The organism is Parerythrobacter aestuarii (assembly GCF_030140925.1).
Lineage (GTDB): Bacteria > Pseudomonadota > Alphaproteobacteria > Sphingomonadales > Sphingomonadaceae > Parerythrobacter > Parerythrobacter aestuarii.
Genome location: NZ_JARBWD010000001.1, coordinates 1,733,848 through 1,750,689, shown reverse-complemented (window position 1 = coordinate 1,750,689; position 16,842 = coordinate 1,733,848). Strand labels below are relative to the sequence as shown.

Below are 16,842 nucleotides of genomic sequence, written 5' to 3'. Positions count from 1 at the left end.
GATACTTGGAGATTAGCGGGCTGGATTGATTTGAAAAGAGGGGGCTTCGGTTAGTCTTCCCGGTTCAGGTATTCCTGGCGGAACTGCGCTGCAAAGGCGCCAAATCGAGCGTCCGAAATGGCATCGCGCATGGCTTGCATCAATTGCTGGTAGAAGCCGATGTTATGGTCGGTCATGAGCATAGCCCCAAGTATCTCCTGAGACTTTACGAGATGATGGAGATAGGCACGGCTATAGGTTGAGCAGGTCGGGCACTGGCAACGGCTGTCGAGAGGCTCCTGATCCTCGGCGAAGCGCGCATTGCGCAGGTTGAGCGGGCCGTTCCAGGTGAAAGCCTGGCCGTTGCGGCCCGAGCGGCTTGGCAGCACGCAATCGAACATGTCCACCCCGCGTTCGACCGCACCGACAAGATCGTCGGGTTTCCCCACCCCCATCAGGTAGCGCGGGCGATCGTCAGGCAGCTGGCCTGGCGCGAAGTCTAGCGTGGCGAACATTGCTTCCTGTCCCTCGCCCACCGCAAGGCCACCGATGGCATAACCGTCAAAGCCGATCTCGGTGAGTTTCTGCGCGCTTTCCCGCCGAAGCCCTTCATCGAGCGCGCCCTGTTGTATGCCAAACAAGGCAGCCCGTTCGGCATGCTCCTTGCCAGCATCGAACCCATCGCGGCTGCGCCTGGCCCAGCGCATGGAGAGCTCCATGCTCCGGGCAATCATATCGCGGGGCTGATCGGCGCGGGGGCATTCATCAAAGGCCATGACGATGTCCGACCCCAGCAGGCGCTGGATTTCCATCGATCTTTCCGGGGTGAGCATGTGCTTCGAGCCGTCGATATGGCTCCGAAACTCAACACCTTGTTCGCTCAGCTTGCGCAGATCGCTCAGGCTCATCACCTGGTAGCCGCCACTGTCGGTCAGGATGGGGCGGTCCCAGTTCATAAACTTGTGCAGACCGCCTAGCCGCGCGACCCGCTCCGCACCCGGTCTCAGCATAAGGTGATAGGTATTGCCCAGGATGATATCCGCGCCCGCAGCGCGCACACTTTCCGGCTTCATCGCCTTGACTGTCGCCGCGGTTCCCACCGGCATGAAAGCAGGCGTGCGGATATCGCCACGCTGCATGCGGATCAGCCCGGTGCGGGCCTTCCCATCGGTGGCGTGGATCGAGAAAGAGAAGCGCGTGCTCATTGCCAGCGCCGCGTAGCGATGCGGGCCCGCTGTGTCACGCCAAACCAAAACGGGGCCGACCGCAAGGCCGACCCCGCCGGGTATCCGAAGAGCGGTGGCTCTTAGAACTTGTAGAGAACGCCTGCGGTGATCCGGGTCGAATCAAATGCGATGGTATCCGCGTTGAGGCGCAGGCTCACGGGCGACTCGCCGAGCGCAATATCAGCGCCGACACCGACCAGATAATCGCCATCGGTGTCGTCGAGACCGGCCGGGACAGGAGCGCCGAGGATGGAGGCGAGGTCGAAGTCGACTTCCTGGTAGCCGCCCTTAACGTAGAGCTTGGTGCCACCCTTGAGCTTGACGCCGGCCCGGGCAGCGACGCCATACTCACTGTCGATCGCGCCGTCGCCGAAGTGGTAATTTGCTTCCGCGCCGATGAAGAACGTCTTGCTGACCGGGACATCGACCCCGGCTACGGCACCGTAGATCATGCCGTCATCGTCGGGGATACCGGCCCCAATGTCATGATAACCGATGGAGGCACCAACGAACGGCTCTGCGCCACTGTCGGAGTCCTGTGCGAACGCGGGGGTAGCGAACGCGAGCGATGCAGCAACTGCGGCAGTTGCCGGGAGAAATTTGGTATTCATGTTCTGATTCCTGATAATCCGCCCTCAGCGGGCGAGAGCGAATTGGGCCATTCCCAATTGCCGGAAAATGAACGGCGTTGTCAGGAAAAAGACAATCAGATCAGACGGTAACGGCGTTCGACGAACGGCATGTCAGCTGCGCAGCCGCCAGCCAGTCTTGAAGATCCAGGCAATGATCCCGACGCATATCGCAAGGAAAGCCAGGGTAATCGCAAACGAGATACGGATATCGACATCGGAACTGCCGTAAAAGGTCCAGCGCAGCCCGCTTACGAGGTAGACAATCGGGTTGGCGAGCGCGAGCTGGTCCCACGGTTTGGGCAGCATCTCGATGGAATAGAATGTCCCGCCAAGGAATGTCAGCGGGGTCAGGAAAAGCATGGGAATAATGCCGAGCTTCTCGAAATTATCGGCCCATATGCCCAAGATAAAGCCAAACAGGCTGAAGGCGGCGGCGACCAGCACGATGTAGCCCATCGCAAGCAAGGGATGGGCAATGCTGTAATCCACGAACAGGCGCGCGGTCAGCAAGATGATGGTGGCGAGGATCAGGCTCTTGGTTGCGGCGGCTCCCACAAAACCGATCAGCGTCTCCGCCACGCCCACCGGAGCTGAGAGAAGTTCGTAAATTGTCCCCGTGAATTTAGGCATATAGATGCCAAAGCTCGAATTGCTGGTGGTCTCGCCTAGCAAGGTCAGCATCAGCAGGCCGGGGATAATGAAAGCGGCGTAGTCAACCCCGCCCAGGTCGGGCATGCGCCCGCCGATGGCAGCGCCGAACACGATGAAATAGAGCGAGGTGGTCAACACAGGTGCCAGCACCGACTGGAACGCCGTGCGCAGGAAGCGAAACAGCTCGCGCTCGTAAATCGACCAGGTGGAACGGAAATTGATCATACCGAAGCCTCCTCGCCCAGGAGCGAGACGAAGATGTCCTCTAGGCTGCTTTCACGGGTCTCGATGCCGGTAAAGTCGATCCCAGCGGCCACCAGTGCCTTGGCAACGGCGGCCACTTCGGCCTTGCCTTTACCGGTACCGTCCCCGCCGCGATAGCATAGCGAGTGGCCGTCATTCTCCAGTTCCAGCGGGAAGTCCGACAGCGCATCGGGCAGCGCAGCGAGCGGTGCGGCAAGCGCAATATGCGCCTCGGTCCGCCCGAGCCGGCCCATCATGGCATCCTTGTCATCGACCATCAGCAGCTTGCCGCCGTTGATGATCCCGACCCGGTCGGCCATCAGCTCCGCTTCCTCGATGTAATGCGTCGTAAGGATGATGGTCACGCCGCGGTTGCGCATTTCGCCGACGATCTGCCACATGCCCTTGCGTAGCTCGACGTCGACCCCGGCGGTAGGCTCGTCGAGGAACAACAGGTCAGGCTCATGTGCCAACGCCTTTGCTATCAACACACGTCGCTTCATCCCGCCCGAAAGCGCCATGATGCGTTCGTCGCGCTTTTCCCACAGGCTCAGCGAACGCAATATCTCCTCGATCCGTGCCTTGTCAGGAGAGAGGCCGAAAAGACCACGCGAATAGCTGACGGCGCGGATAACCGGTTCGAACATGTCGGTCGAAAGTTCCTGCGGCACCAAGCCGATCCGGCTGCGCGCCTTGCGCCAGTGCGTTGCCATGTCATAGCCGAAAGCGCGGATTGTGCCGCCGGTCGGACGCACTAGGCCGCAGACTGACCCGATCAAGGTGGTCTTGCCTGCACCGTTGGGTCCCAGCAGAGCAAAGATTTCACCCTTGCGAATGGTAAGGTCAACGTTTTCGAGCGCCCTTAACCCGCCAGGATAGGTCTTTGACAGTCCCTCGATTTCGAGGATCGGTTCCGACATACGCGCCCCGCTATTCAGTTGCAGACAGCTACGTAGCTGCTTCGCCGGGAATTAACAGCGACGAATCCCCGTAGGAGTAGAAGCGATAGCCCTGCGCGATGGCATGGGCATAGACCTCCATCATTCGCTCGCGTCCCATCAGAGCGCTGACGAGCATGATGAGCGTGGACTTGGGCAGATGGAAATTGGTCATCAAGCCATCGATGGCGCGGAAGCGATAGCCGGGGGTGATGAAAATCTCGGTGTCACCTGCAAATGGCTTGACCACGCCATCCTCGCCCGTCGCACTTTCCAGGAGACGAAGGCTGGTGGTACCGACCGCAATTATCCGTCCGCCCGCTGCACGCACCGCATTGAGCCGCTCTGCCACCTCGGGTTCGATCCGGCCCCATTCAGAATGCATCCGGTGATCCTCGGTATCTTCCACCTTCACCGGCATGAAGGTTCCGGCACCGACATGGAGGGTCAGTGTCTCGCGACCAATCCCGGCTGCATCGAGCGCGTCGGTCAGCCGTGGCGTGAAATGCAACGCCGCGGTCGGAGCCGCCACGGCACCCTCCTCTCTTGCGAACAGGGTCTGGTAATCCTCGCGGTCGCGCTCGTCGGTGGCGCGCTTGCCCGCGATATAGGGCGGCAGCGGCATGGTTCCGGCCCGCTCCAGCAGCACTTCGACGGGTTCCTCGCCGAGGAAGACCAAGGTGTAGCTGCCATCATCCCCTCTGCTTTCGGCCAGTGCTTCGACTCCGGACCCGAAGTCGACTGTGTCTCCCGGCTTCAAGCGCTTCGCATTGCGGATGAACGCCTGCCAGCGCCGGAGGTCGAGCCGCTTGTGCAAAGTAGCCCCGATAGTTGCATCGCCACGTTTGCCGGTCAGCTGGGCGGGTATGACTTTGGTATCATTGAAGACCAACACGTCGCCGGCCTTGAGGATATCCGGCAGGTCCAAAACCCTGCAGTCGTCCAATCCTCCAGGCCCTTGTGCCACAAGCATGCGCGCGGCATCGCGCGGGCTTGCCGGTCGCAGGGCAATGAGCTCTGGCGGAAGCTCGAAATCGAAGAGGTCAACGCGCATGGCCTGCGCCGTTAGCCGCCGCCAACGCCAGCGTCACCCCTCAACTGCAGCGATCACTCGCCGATCGGAGCGTTGAGATCGTCGACCGAGATGTCCTGCTGTGCTGGGGCCGGGGCCGGTTGCGGCACAGGCTTGTTATCGGCAGCGATAGAGGCTTGCAGGATGCGGGTCGGGGACGCCGGCGGCTCGCCTCGGGCAATATGATCAACGGCAGCCATGTTCGAAATGATCCGACCGAAGTTGGTGTAGGTCTTGTCGAGATTGAAGCGGGGATAAAACACCAGGAAGAACTGGCTGTTGGCGCTGTCTTCCGATTGCGCGCGGGCCATGGAAACAGACCCGCGCACATGCGGCATCGGATTGAACTCTTCCTCAAGGTCGGGAAGGCTGGAGCCGCCTTGTCCGGTGCCCGTCGGATCCCCCGTCTGGGCCATGAATCCTTCGATCACGCGGTGGAAAATAATGCCGTCGTAAAACCCCTGGCGGGTCAACGTCTTGATGCGTTCGACATGGTTCGGGGCCCAGTCCGGCATCAGGCGGATCGCCACTCGCTCACCCGTCGACAGATCCAGGAACAGAATGTTCTCGCGATCTTCGTTCAGGTTGTAGTTGATCTTCGCATAGCTGAGCGGCGAGCGTTTTGCTGCGGCAGCGGCAGGCGTAGCTTCTGCGTCCTGGGCTACCAGCGGACTAGAGAACAGGGCTGCAAAAGCGGTGGCGGCGATGAGGCGTTTGATCATGGTTGTCCTGGAAAATTCGATCCTGGCGGATTTGGTCATCTTGGCGGGCCGTCTAGCGCCCTGCCTCTGTCACTGCAATGAATAGGATGGGCTCGCTCAGTAGTCACCCCGACGGCCGATTTCCTCCACCCTTGCTTCGACCTGGGCTTTCACCGAGGGGCTGACGAAAGGTGCGATATCGCCGCCGTAGAGGGCGATCTCCTTGACCAGCTTGGAGGCGATCGGTTGCAGCGAGACATCAGCCATCAGGAACACTGTCTCGATATTGGCATCGAGTTGCTGGTTCATTCCTGCCATCTGGTACTCATATTCGAAGTCGGCGACCGCGCGAAGGCCGCGTACGATGACGTTCGCCCCCTGTGCCTTGGCGAATTTCATCAATAGCGCGTCGAACCCGACGACCTCGGTGTTGCCGAGACCCATGTCGGCGAGCTCCTGTGTTACCATCTCCATTCGCTCTTCCGGCGTGAACATGGGGTTCTTGGATGGATTGGTCGTGACACCGATGATCAGCTTGTCGACCAGCTTGGCCCCGCGCCGGATAATGTCGCGATGCCCGCGCGTGATGGGATCGAAGGTGCCGGGATAAACCCCAATCCGGTCTGCCATTACCTGTCTCTCTCTACGATATAGCGCGCCAGCGCACGAAGAACGGCGGCATCTTCGCCATATTGGCCAAGGTGCCCGATAGCCTGGTCCACCAGTGCACGAGCCTGGTTCCTGGCTCCTTCGATCCCCATCAGGCTGACAAAGGTTTGCTTGCCTTGGCCGTCATCCTTGCGCAGCGCCTTTCCGGCTTTCTGCTCATCGCCTTCGACGTCGAGCAAGTCGTCCGCGATCTGGAAGGCAAGACCGATATCCCGGGCATAGGCCCGCAAGGGCGTCCTGCCCTCTGGTGGCAACTTGCCGAGGATCGCCCCCATCTCGACAGAGGCGGCAAGCAGTGCCCCGGTCTTCAGCTGCTGCAGGCGCGTGATCGTGCGCAGGTCGTATTCCGAACTCTCGGCAGCCATATCCATCATCTGGCCACCTGCCATACCGCTCATTCCGCTTGCAGTGGCCAGGCATCGCACCAGTTCGGCCTGGGTGAAAGGATCGCTGGTCGTCTCTTCGTCAGTCAGGATCTCGAACGCGAGGGCATGGAGGGAGTCGCCAGCCAGCACAGCGGTCGCTTCATCGAAAGCCTTGTGCGTGGTCGGCCGCCCGCGGCGCAAATCATCGTCGTCCATGCAGGGCAAATCGTCATGGATAAGCGAGTAAACATGGATCGATTCCACTGCACATGCAGCGCGCAGGGCGGGATCGCGACTGACGCCGAGCATTTCCGCCGTCGAGATCAACAGCAAGGGACGCACGCGTTTCCCGCCGTCCATGGCAGAATAGCGCATGGCCTCAACCAACGGAGCCCTGGTATCTTCCGGGACCGGCAGGAGTGCATCGAAAACCGCATCGACATCGCGCGCGATGCGCGTCAGCGCCGCTTTGAGCTTGGCGCCGTCACTGTCGACAAGATGCATGTCACCCATCGGAATCAAACGGCTTGGTACTGCTGGCCCGGCCTTGCGAATCCTGCACAATGGCCTCGATCCGGGCCTGCGCCGAGTCGAGCCGCGCCTGGCAGTGCTGGCGCAGTTTCTCTCCACGCTCATAAAGCGTGATCGACTGGTCGAGCGCCACCTCCCCGCTTTCGAGCTGGCGTACCACCTGCTCAAGCGCCCGAAGCGCATCTTCGAAACTCATTTCGGATATTTTCGCCGTGTCGGCGGTTCCTACCTCATCCATGGCTGCAGCATTGGCCTTGCCCCCCGCGCGGGTCAAGCGGCGAGCTTGAAAGGAAACCGATTATGATCTGGATATACGCGTTCCTCGCGACCGCTCTTGTGTTTGGCTTGCTTGACGCGATCTGGTTGAGCTGGGCTGGCCCCAATTTCTACCGCCCAGCCCTGGGTGATATCCTCGCAACCGAGTTTCGCATGGGTGTCGCTGTGCCCTTCTACCTCATCTATGTCGCAGGGACCGTATGGTTCGCGGTCAAGCCAGGCCTGGCCGGCGGTCTGGGTGCGGCCGCACTGAATGGCGCGCTCTTAGGGGCGTTGTGTTACGCGACGTTCGACCTTACGAACCAAGTCATCATGAAGACGTGGCCGACATATGTGACCTTCACCGACATAGTATGGGGTGCATTTGCCACCTGCGTGTCGGCGACGGCGGCTACCTGGATCGTAGGAAAATTTGCCTGATGTTCATCGGCCACTGGGCTCCCGCATTTCTCGCCGCTGCCGCTTCCCCGCGCGCTCCGAAACTTGGAACCCTGTTCGTGGCCGGACAGCTCGTCGACTGGGGCTTCTTTGCCCTCAGCATCGTCGGCATCGAAAAGATGCGGATTACCCCTGGCATGACGACCATGAACTCCATGGACCTCTACTACATGCCGTATACACATAGTCTCTTGGGCAGCGCCGTTTGGGGATTGGCGTTTGCGGCGATCCTCATCCTCTGGCGTCGCGATCTTTTCGCAGCCATCGTAGGTGGGCTAGTCGTAGTTTCGCACTGGTTGCTCGATTTCCTCGTTCACACACAGGACCTCACATTGACCGGGGCACCGCCCAAGTTGGGGCTCGGCTTGTGGAACTATCCGGCGATTGAAATACCGCTGGAGCTGTTCCTGCTGGTAGGCGCTTTCATCCTCTACATGCGTAGTACCAAAGGGCCGATCGCGCCGCCGGCCATCCTTCTGGTGGTGCTGTTGGGCTTGCAGACGTTCAACTGGCTCGCCCCGGAACCCGATCAATGGACCATCGCAACCCCCCTGCTCGGCTTTGTCGGCTTTGGCCTGCCCACCTTGATTGCGGTGTGGGTCGGTTCGACACGTTGGCATAAAAGGGAGGTCGGACTAGCGGTCCCCAGCGTGCTTCGCTAGGGGCGCTGCCATGTCCGAGATCACACCCGAGGTCGTCGAGTCGCACGGCCTGTCATCCGAAGAATATGAGACCCTTATTCACGCGCTGGGACGCGAGCCCAACCTCGTTGAACTGGGCATTTTCTCCGTGATGTGGAGCGAGCACTGCTCCTACAAGTCATCACGCGTCCACCTGAAAAAACTCCCGACCGAGGCGCCATGGGTCATCTGCGGTCCGGGCGAGAACGCCGGGGTGATCGATATCGGCGACGGACAAGCTGCCATCTTCAAGATGGAGAGCCACAACCACCCGAGCTATATCGAGCCTTACCAGGGCGCAGCAACGGGGGTTGGCGGGATCCTGCGCGACGTTTTCACCATGGGAGCGCGCCCGGTGGCGAATGCCAACGCGCTGCGCTTCGGGCGTCCCGAACATCCGAAGATGAAGCACTTGGTGCAGGGTGTAGTCGCAGGGATCGGCGGGTACGGCAATTGCGTCGGCGTACCGACGGTGTGTGGCGAGACCAATTTCCACCCCGCCTACGACGGCAACATCCTCGTCAACGCGATGACCGTGGGTGTCGCCGATACCGATAAGATATTCTATTCCGCCGCTACCGGCGTGGGAAACCCGATCGTCTATGTCGGTTCCAAGACCGGGCGCGACGGGATCCATGGCGCGACCATGGCCTCAACCGATTTCGAGGAAGACAGCGATGCCAAACGCCCAACCGTGCAAGTGGGCGATCCGTTCACGGAAAAGCTGCTGATCGAAGCCTGCCTCGAACTGATGGCAACCGATGCCATCGTCGCGATCCAGGACATGGGCGCAGCGGGCCTGACCTCTTCCAGCGTTGAAATGGCCACAAATGGCAAGACCGGCATCCGGCTCGACATGGACAAGGTACCGTGCCGTGAAGAGGGCATGACCCCCTACGAGATGATGCTGAGCGAGAGCCAGGAACGCATGCTCATGGTCTTGAAGCCCGGCAAGGAAGCGATGGCCGAGGCAATCTTCAAAAAATGGGAGCTCGATTTTGCGGTTATCGGCGAAGTGACCGATACCCAGCGCATGGTGCTGGAGTTTGGCGGCGAGGTTGTCTGCGACATCCCCCTCGGTCCGCTGGCCGACGAAGCACCGCTGTATGACCGCCCGACGATTTCGGCCGAAGAATACAAGGCGTGGGCCAAGGTTGCGCCGCTCCCGGACGTTCCGCACAGCCTCGAAATCACGAATGATCTGCTCAAACTGATGGCGACCCCCGCCCTCGCCTCGCGCAGCTGGATTTCGCAACAATATGACAGCCAGGTCGGTGCCGATACCCTGCAGACCGGCGGCGATGCCGGGGTGGTTCGTGTCCACGGGACCAAGAAAGCGCTGGCGATCAGCACTGATTGCACCCCGCGCTATGTCTTCGCCGATCCTTATGAAGGCGGCAAGCAGGCGGTGGCGGAGACCTATCGCAATCTGTGCGCGGTGGGCGCACGACCACTGGCGATCACCAATTGCCTCAATTTCGGCAACCCGCAACGGCCCGAGATCATGACTCAGTTCGTCGAATCCTTGCGCGGCATGGGTGATGCCTGCCGCGCGCTCGACTATCCGATCGTGAGCGGCAATGTCAGCCTCTACAACGAGAGCAAGTCGACCGGCGGTGGTTCGGCGATCCTGCCTACCCCGGCGATCGGTGGGGTCGGCATCATCGACGATTACGATCGGATGATGACCATGGGTTTCAAGGCCGAAGGCGAGCTCATCGCCGCCATCGGCCCGCACTACCCGGAGATCGGGCAGTCACTATGGCTACGTGAAATCCATGGGGTGGAAGCCGGCGAGCCGCCCAAGGTCGACCTGAAGGACGAGCTGCTCCACGGCGAGATCATCCGCAAGCTGATCGCCGAAGGTAAGGTCACGGCGGTCCACGACATAAGCGATGGCGGACTTGCAGTTGCAGTCGCAGAGATGGCGCTGGCTGGGGGCATTGGGGCGGAGCTCGACGGCATGAATGCCGAATTTGCCTTCAATGAATGCCAGGCCCGTTACATCGTGACCTATCGCAACGAAGCGGATCTCGATCGGTCTGAAGTGCCGTTTACGCCAATCGGTACGGTTGGCGGGGATTCGCTGGTCTTCAACGGTTCGCCAGTTTCACTGGCTGACCTGCGAGAAGCTCACGCCAGCTTCTTCCGCGATTGGATGGAAGCCTGACAGCAGCCCCGGTGGGTTTCGTCCAGCCAGCCCTGCACTACGGCGGCCACTGGCTGATACCTTTTGCTGCCGCCTGGTTGCTCTGGCGCGATCGGTGGAAGCAGGCAGGTTTGGTCATGATCGCCGCCAACCTGATCGACATCGATCACTTGCTTGCGAGCCCGGTCTTCGATCCGAATCGATGCAGCATCGGGTTCCATCCGCTTCACACAGCCTACGCTGCGGCTCTCTATGCAGCGATGCTGCTGATGCCGCGCTGGTGGTTACGAGCCTTCGGTCTCGGGGCCTTGTGGCATCTGGCCGTCGACTATGGCGATTGTATCATGCAAGGATGGTGACATGACCAGCGGCTATTCCGGTACTCCACTCGCCAAGAAACTCTCCTTGCGGGATGGGCAACGTTGCTGGTTCCACGCCATGCCGGACAGCGTACAGGACGAGATCGACGAATACGCGCTTGAGCTGACTTTCGTCGGCGATCCCTCCGAAGGTGTCGACGCAGCACATATTTTCACGACCGCCCGCACTGAGCTCGAGGCCCTGCTAGCGCAACTCCGGTACCAGATGGCCAAGGACGGACAAATCTGGGTCAGCTGGCCGAAGAAGGCCTCCAAAGTTCCGACCGACATTACCGAGGATACCGTGCGCGAGGTTTGCCTGCCGCTGGGGCTGGTCGATACCAAGGTGTGTGCTGTCGACGAGACCTGGTCCGGCCTCAAGCTCGTGATCCGCAAGGAGCTGCGCTAGCTCCTGCGCCAGCGGCTCACGCCGAGGACCGCAACCCAAAGCACGTGGATCGCATAAGCGAGCATGGCTCCAGGCAAGTCCATGCCCAGATGGCCGGACAGTAACAAAACACCCGGTGCCAGCCCGGCCACGAGTCCGAACACTGCAATTGCTTTGTCGCCTTGCTTGAACAGGCTGACGCTCCATAGGGCGAAGCCTAGTCCGACGCCAAGCAACCCCAGTTCAGCCAGGGCCTGGTTCGTTCGCCAGACGAGGTCGAATATGTCATGTCCGATCTCGCCTTCCTGGTAAGCACGCATCGCCGGGTAGACGAAGCCGTTCAGCGTACCGGCTGCGATAGTTGCAATGGTTCCTGCAGCGAAGAAAACACTCGCGTTGAGATCGCGGAAGCTGCTGGCACGCAGTATCCACAAGAGCGCTGATGCCTGCAGCAGTAGGACTATCAGCAGGCTGCCATGAACCCCCGATATGAGCGTGTCAGAGGCCTCCCCTGTCGGGTGCATTGCCATCAATCCAATCGCTGCGATGCTAGTTCCTACCAGTGTTCCGGCGGCAGCCTTGTTGCTTGTCATGTATCATTTCCTGCTTCAAATCCTGCTTCGCATCGACCACGGTCAGGAACGACGAGCAATGAACAATCAGGCCGAAAAGTACGGCGAACGCGCAGTGACGCGAGCCAGGTTGGTGGCTGTCTTCAATGCATTACTGCTGCAGAGACAGAGTGGCAGGCCCAAAGTGGCCGAAATCATCGCCGAGGCAGGTGTAGCGCGATCAACATTCTACGATCATTTCGATGGGGTCGAAGCGCTGCTCAACGAAAGTTTGGGCACACTGCTCGGCGAGATTGCAAAATGCCTTGTGGGGCAAGAAGACTTGGACCGGTTGGAATGGTTGACTGCGCATATCGACGAGAACCGGCTTTTGGCCCGCGAGTTGCTTACCGGTCCGCGCGGAGAACGGGCAGAGGCTGAGCTGGCACGCGCGGTGTCGCAACGGCTTGACTGGGAAGGCGACAAGAGGCTCGCGGGCATCCTGGTCGGTGGGACTGTGATTGCTGCTTTGGGCGCGTGGGTAGCAGGACGGTTGACGGCAAACCCGACTGAAATGGCCTCTGCTATCTACCGCAGCAGCAACGCGATTCTGGCGCAAAGACCCTAAGGTCAGGCCGCAAGCGCCAGCCTCTCTTCAAGCGTCCCGTATTGCGGGTTGATCTCGCGATAAAGGTCAAAGCACCGACGGTAAGCTACAGGCGTGCCGATATTCAGCCTTGTCCGCACATCGCCGATATCCTCAGACATCATCGAGAGCAGATCGGAATGCGCGATTTTCTGTGCTTCGCGCCCTAGCCTGCGCCCTTCCCTTACCGCTGCATCGACCGGCTCCTTGAGGCCGCTCTCCTTCTTGTTCTGGCGTGCCGCCATCAATGTGATGAAGAGTACCCCGGGCGAATGGTTCTGTTCGTAGCTAAATCCAAGCAGACACATCTCACCCAGCGGGTCGCGCCCATAACCGGTGAGGACGTGGAACAGGTCATGCGTGTCGCGCAACCGCTCAATGTACCATTCATAGAGGTCGGGCAGCCGTTCCTCTTTCGGCTTGAACTTGTAGCTTTCGGCCACCAGCCCGGCTGCCGTCAGCTGTTCGCGCTCCATGAAATCAATGTAATGCCTAGCCAGTGAATTCGGCGGACATTGGCTCCAGCGCGCATGATCATCCAGAAGTTTCGGGAGCTCTTCATCCCGCTCCAGCAGGATCTTCGCTTCGTCCGTGGCGAGGAATTCCTCCATCTGGCGCACGCTCTTCCGGGTCTTCAGCGCATCGATGATATGGAAAACCTGTTCGGTGTCTTCCTTGTCTTTCACCAGCTTGCTGAAGTGATGGAAGGCCTTGAAGGGCCGAAACCCGGAGACTTTGCGGTCGGGGTGGACTAGCGGGCGATCAGACAGGCTCATATTCAGCTCCTCTTCGCCGAAATCTGCCCCTTACTGACATTGCTGTCAATACTGTGAGCTGCAGGCCCCTTCCAATCATTACTCAGCGCCGCCATAGACCGTGTCATGCAAGATCATGAATCGGTTCCATACACTCTCCCTGAAATGGACGACGAATCGCGCATCGCACGCGCCACAGCCTTGCGAGAGAAACTCGCACAGCGCCGAACATGCCGCTTCTTCTCCGACGCCCCAATACCGCGGGAGGTTGTCGAACAGGCGATCCTTGCTGCCGGCGGTGCACCCAACGGGGCAAACCACCAACCCTGGCACTTTGCCGTTGTTTCGACCCCGGAAAAGAAGCGCGCCATTCGAGAAGCAGCCGAGCGCGAGGAACGCCAGTTTTATGGCGAAGATGGCGACAAGGCCAAGGCGGGAAAGGAATGGCTTGATGCTCTTGCCCCGATCGGCACCGACGCCAGCAAGCCGTTCCTGGAAACGGCTCCCTACCTCATCGTCGTGTTTGCACAACGCAAGGGTGGTATTGAAGAGGACGCTCGGACGCAGAACTATTATGTCAGCGAGAGCGTTGGGATAGCTGTCGGCATGATGTTGACGACACTGCACGAAGCAGGTCTTGCGACACTCACGCACACCCCATCGCCCATGGGCTTCCTGCGGGAGCTCTGCGGGCGGCCCGAACACGAGAAGCCGCTTATGGTTGTCGTCGTCGGCCAACCCTCACCTGATGCGACTGTCCCGACCTATGCGCTGAAGAAAAAGCCGCTCGAGAAAATCTCCACCTGGCTTTAGGCTTCGGCTAGATCCTTGCCCAGGAGGTCGTAGGGATCGATCCCGCGATCACGCCACAGCCGATGGCAACGGTAGTATTCGCTCGGATCACCGACTCTCATCAGTTCCCGGGCCTCGTCGAGCGGCATCGCAAGCAATTGCCGGATCGGCATTTCACACAAGCGGGGCGCCCCTGCGCCGGCCTTGTGCGCCTGCCGAACCGCCCGTAGCACGGGGGCAGACGTCTTGACGCCCCGCTTCACATTGAGCGCGCCGAGATAGGCAATGAACAGATGTGCGAAGCCACCATTCTGGCCATATGTGAACGCCAACACGCATTGTTCGCCCAGCGCATCGCGGCCGTATCCGGTCAGGACATGCAACAAGTCATGCGTGTCGCGTCGTCGCCACGCGTACCACTCGATCAGGTCACCGTAATGCGGGCGATCGGGCCAGGCTCGTTGACCTTCTTCGACGAGACCCGCCGCGGTCAGATCTTCGCGTTCCATGAATTCGCAATAGGCATGGGCCACCGACCCTGCCGGCATCTGCCGCAACGCTTCATGATCGTCGAGGATGGTTGGGAGGTAGGGTTCGCTCTCCCGTACCCGCTGCCCTTCGCGGCTCAGCGCGAACCGTCGGGCCATGGGGACAAACTTGGCCGATGGCAGCGCTTCGAAGATCTTGAAGACATGCGACGTGTCTTCCTTGTCCTTCAGCAACTCGCGGAAATGATGCACAGCCGCGCGAATGTTACGGCGCGGCTCAGGGCGATCTGGATGGCGGAAAATGGTCCCGTCAGGAGCCATGTCGACCTGGGTGCCGACGGGAAAGTTACGAATTGTTTCGGTCATGGCAGGACTTCAGGGGCTGACGTTTCTTTCCCGGTAGTACTGACAGTAATGTCAATATAGGATGAATGCGCCATCCGCTGTCATGATCCTGACCACTCGTCGCGAGGAACACCCAAGAGATCGAGGATCGAAGTCAGGTCACCGCGCCCGATCCAGCAGTTGGCGGCCTCGCGCGCCTTCGGCTTGGCATGATAGGCCACGCCGATAGTTGCAGCCCTGAGCATGGGGATGTCGTTCGCGCCATCGCCCGCCGCGAGGCTTGTTGTGCCAGCCTTCAGCACACCCATTTCACGATCGAGAACCGACTTCTTGACAGCGCTATCCACCACGGGTCCCGCCAGTTCACCGGTAAGGAACCCGCCTGCCACATCGAGGCGATTACCAACCACCTTCTCGAAACCGATCTGTTGCGCGACCGGATCGGCGAAATGATGGAACCCTCCGGTCACGAGCACCGTCTTGCAGCCTTTGGACTTGAGTGTCTCGACCAGGATGCGAGCCCCCGGATTTGGTCGGATGCGTTCATCAAGACATTGCTGGATTGCTCCTTCATCAAGGCCTTTGAGCAAACCTACCCGTTCCCGTAGCGCGGCCTCGAAGTCGAGCACCCCCTGCATCGCCCGTTCGGTTATCGCGGCGATATGGTCCTTGAGACCGGCATAGTCCGCGAGTTCATCGATACACTCCTGCCCGATCATGGTCGAATCCATGTCGGACACGAACAGAGCCGGTACCTCTATGGAGTTGTCCGCAATCATTCCATCGCTGTCAGGGAAGACCTGTTCCAGTGAATCGCGCAGGATGCGGCGACTGCCTATGGTCTGGAATTCCAGGAGCATTCTAGGGCCAGCCTGCTCTGCCGAGGCAGAAAAAGCCATCCCTTCCGGCTCAAGCTTTGCCTTGAGCGCTTCGATACGGCTCAACAGGTCGACTTGGTCTGCTATCAGGCGGGCAATGAGCAAAGAAGATTCTCCGATTGGCGGGCCGCTGGCGCTCATTGCAGGGCCTACTGCCAGCGGCAAGAGCGATGTGGCAGTGCAGCTAGCCCTGGCGTTGAAGGACCGTGGCCGGGAGGCGGTGGTCCTCAATGCCGACAGCCAGCAGGTTTATGCCGATCTGCGCATAGTCTCCGCACGTCCATGCCCGGAAGACATGTCCGGCATCGAACACCGCCTGTTTGGAACCTGGGACGGTGGCGTGGCCTGCAGTACCGCAGACTGGGCCGACGCTGCCAAGCGCGAGATAGGCCAGCTTCACGCGAAGGGTGCCGTACCGATCCTGTGTGGTGGGACCGGACTCTACATGCGCACCCTGCTGGAAGGTATTGCGCCCATTCCGGACATCGACACCAATGTTCGCTCTGCCGTGCGCAAGCTGGCAACCCGGGAGCTGCGGACTTGCCTGGTCGAAGAGGATCCCGTCGCAGCCGAGCGACTCAATGCCAATGATTCCCAGCGTATGGCGCGCGCGCTTGAGGTTGTCCGTTCTACCGGCACACCCTTGCATGTCTGGCAAAGACGTACGCTGGTTGGCGGGATTGGGGATCTGGTTGATCTCCACCCGTTGATCCTGCTGCCAGAGCGGGATTGGCTGTTCGAGCGTTGTGATCGGCGGTTCGAACTGATGATGCAGCATGGCGGGGTGGAAGAAGTTGCTCAGCTGCTAGAAAGAAATCTCGATCCGGCTCTGCCTGTCATGCGTGCTATCGGCGTTCCCGAAATTGCCGCCTTTGTGCAAGGCGTGGACGCGGTCGAGGATGCGATCGCTGCCGGGCAGCAGGCCACACGCAATTATGCGAAGCGGCAATACACCTGGTTCCGCAACCAACCACCCGCGGACTGGGCGCGAGTTGACGAAGCGAATTTCAATCTGGAAGACGTTTTTGAAGGATTATTCCAAAATTAGCGTTTGACAGGACATAAAGAGACTCGTACACGGGCCTTGGAC

At 60.1% G+C, this 16,842-nt stretch carries 21 protein-coding genes; 8 read left to right on the top strand and 13 right to left on the bottom strand.

Going from position 1 to position 16,842, the window contains the following annotated elements:
- Positions 1-50 precede the first annotated feature (50 nt).
- The 9 genes from tgt to QPW08_RS08505 all read right to left on the bottom strand — a co-directional run bounded on the left by tgt (position 51) and on the right by QPW08_RS08505 (position 7,245).
- On the bottom strand, positions 51-1,184 hold the full coding sequence (gene tgt / locus QPW08_RS08545) for a tRNA guanosine(34) transglycosylase Tgt (RefSeq protein WP_284125311.1): 1,134 nt from the start codon (positions 1,182-1,184) through the stop codon (positions 51-53).
- 101 nt (positions 1,185-1,285) lie between these two features.
- Positions 1,286-1,816, bottom strand: a complete 531-nt coding sequence (locus tag QPW08_RS08540) for an outer membrane protein (RefSeq protein ID WP_284125310.1) — start codon at positions 1,814-1,816, stop codon at positions 1,286-1,288.
- 132 nt (positions 1,817-1,948) lie between these two features.
- Positions 1,949-2,713 carry an ABC transporter permease gene (locus QPW08_RS08535; protein ID WP_284125309.1) on the bottom strand — a complete coding sequence of 255 codons (765 nt, stop codon included), beginning with the start codon at positions 2,711-2,713 and terminating at the stop codon, positions 1,949-1,951.
- Positions 2,710-3,651, bottom strand: coding sequence for an ABC transporter ATP-binding protein (locus tag QPW08_RS08530; RefSeq protein ID WP_284125308.1), 942 nt, complete (start codon positions 3,649-3,651; stop codon positions 2,710-2,712). Before QPW08_RS08530 ends, QPW08_RS08535 begins: the two co-directional genes overlap by 4 nt.
- A 28-nt stretch (positions 3,652-3,679) precedes the next feature.
- Positions 3,680-4,723 (bottom strand): tRNA preQ1(34) S-adenosylmethionine ribosyltransferase-isomerase QueA, encoded by a 1,044-nt coding sequence (gene queA / locus QPW08_RS08525; protein WP_284125307.1) that lies wholly within the window; start codon positions 4,721-4,723, stop codon positions 3,680-3,682.
- Between the two features lie 53 nt (positions 4,724-4,776).
- On the bottom strand, positions 4,777-5,463 hold the full coding sequence (locus QPW08_RS08520) for a peptidylprolyl isomerase (RefSeq protein WP_284125306.1): 687 nt from the start codon (positions 5,461-5,463) through the stop codon (positions 4,777-4,779).
- Positions 5,464-5,559: 96 nt separating this feature from the next.
- Positions 5,560-6,072, bottom strand: coding sequence for a pantetheine-phosphate adenylyltransferase (gene coaD, locus QPW08_RS08515; RefSeq protein WP_284125304.1), 513 nt, complete (start codon positions 6,070-6,072; stop codon positions 5,560-5,562).
- Complete coding sequence (locus QPW08_RS08510) at positions 6,072-6,980, bottom strand: polyprenyl synthetase family protein (RefSeq protein WP_407674566.1); 909 nt, start codon at positions 6,978-6,980, stop codon at positions 6,072-6,074. Before QPW08_RS08510 ends, coaD begins: the two co-directional genes overlap by 1 nt.
- A gap of 1 nt (position 6,981) precedes the next feature.
- Positions 6,982-7,245: an exodeoxyribonuclease VII small subunit gene (locus tag QPW08_RS08505; RefSeq protein WP_284125302.1), complete on the bottom strand. Its 264-nt coding sequence runs from the start codon at positions 7,243-7,245 to the stop codon at positions 6,982-6,984.
- A gap of 62 nt (positions 7,246-7,307) precedes the next feature.
- Here QPW08_RS08505 and QPW08_RS08500 point away from each other — a divergent pair, with 62 nt between their 5' ends.
- The 5 genes from QPW08_RS08500 to QPW08_RS08480 are packed head-to-tail and all read left to right on the top strand — an operon-like array spanning position 7,308 to position 11,318.
- Entirely contained in the window at positions 7,308-7,703 is a 396-nt protein-coding gene (locus QPW08_RS08500; protein WP_284125301.1) for a DUF2177 family protein, read from the top strand.
- Positions 7,703-8,383 (top strand): hypothetical protein, encoded by a 681-nt coding sequence (locus QPW08_RS08495; RefSeq protein WP_284125300.1) that lies wholly within the window; start codon positions 7,703-7,705, stop codon positions 8,381-8,383. The genes QPW08_RS08500 and QPW08_RS08495 overlap by 1 nt, the downstream gene beginning before the upstream one ends.
- A gap of 10 nt (positions 8,384-8,393) precedes the next feature.
- Positions 8,394-10,571, top strand: a complete 2,178-nt coding sequence (gene purL / locus QPW08_RS08490; protein WP_284125299.1) for a phosphoribosylformylglycinamidine synthase subunit PurL — start codon at positions 8,394-8,396, stop codon at positions 10,569-10,571.
- 11 nt (positions 10,572-10,582) lie between these two features.
- Positions 10,583-10,909 (top strand): DUF6122 family protein, encoded by a 327-nt coding sequence (locus QPW08_RS08485; RefSeq protein WP_284125298.1) that lies wholly within the window; start codon positions 10,583-10,585, stop codon positions 10,907-10,909.
- A 1-nt stretch (position 10,910) separates the two neighbouring features.
- Positions 10,911-11,318, top strand: coding sequence for a DUF3052 family protein (locus tag QPW08_RS08480; protein WP_284125296.1), 408 nt, complete (start codon positions 10,911-10,913; stop codon positions 11,316-11,318).
- Here the strand turns inward: QPW08_RS08480 and QPW08_RS08475 are convergent.
- Entirely contained in the window at positions 11,315-11,890 is a 576-nt protein-coding gene (locus QPW08_RS08475; RefSeq protein WP_284125295.1) for a hypothetical protein, read from the bottom strand. The genes QPW08_RS08480 and QPW08_RS08475 overlap by 4 nt on opposite strands.
- On the opposite strand from QPW08_RS08475, the gene QPW08_RS08470 reads away from it, so the two are divergent.
- On the top strand, positions 11,889-12,476 hold the full coding sequence (locus tag QPW08_RS08470; protein ID WP_284125294.1) for a TetR/AcrR family transcriptional regulator: 588 nt from the start codon (positions 11,889-11,891) through the stop codon (positions 12,474-12,476). The genes QPW08_RS08475 and QPW08_RS08470 overlap by 2 nt on opposite strands.
- A 2-nt stretch (positions 12,477-12,478) precedes the next feature.
- On the opposite strand, the gene QPW08_RS08465 is transcribed toward QPW08_RS08470, so the two are convergent.
- Positions 12,479-13,270, bottom strand: coding sequence for a Coq4 family protein (locus QPW08_RS08465; RefSeq protein ID WP_284125293.1), 792 nt, complete (start codon positions 13,268-13,270; stop codon positions 12,479-12,481).
- 105 nt (positions 13,271-13,375) lie between these two features.
- Between QPW08_RS08465 and QPW08_RS08460 the strand changes: the two genes are divergently transcribed.
- Positions 13,376-14,062 (top strand): nitroreductase family protein, encoded by a 687-nt coding sequence (locus QPW08_RS08460; protein ID WP_407674553.1) that lies wholly within the window; start codon positions 13,376-13,378, stop codon positions 14,060-14,062.
- Here the strand turns inward: QPW08_RS08460 and QPW08_RS08455 are convergent.
- Positions 14,059-14,895 (bottom strand): Coq4 family protein, encoded by an 837-nt coding sequence (locus tag QPW08_RS08455; RefSeq protein ID WP_284125291.1) that lies wholly within the window; start codon positions 14,893-14,895, stop codon positions 14,059-14,061. The genes QPW08_RS08460 and QPW08_RS08455 overlap by 4 nt on opposite strands.
- Positions 14,896-14,975: 80 nt before the next feature.
- Entirely contained in the window at positions 14,976-15,734 is a 759-nt protein-coding gene (gene serB / locus QPW08_RS08450; RefSeq protein WP_284126322.1) for a phosphoserine phosphatase SerB, read from the bottom strand.
- Between the two features lie 115 nt (positions 15,735-15,849).
- On the opposite strand from serB, the gene miaA reads away from it, so the two are divergent.
- A complete protein-coding gene (gene miaA / locus QPW08_RS08445) occupies positions 15,850-16,800 on the top strand; it encodes a tRNA (adenosine(37)-N6)-dimethylallyltransferase MiaA (RefSeq protein ID WP_284125290.1) in 951 nt (316 codons plus the stop codon).
- The last annotated feature ends 42 nt before the right edge of the window (positions 16,801-16,842 follow it).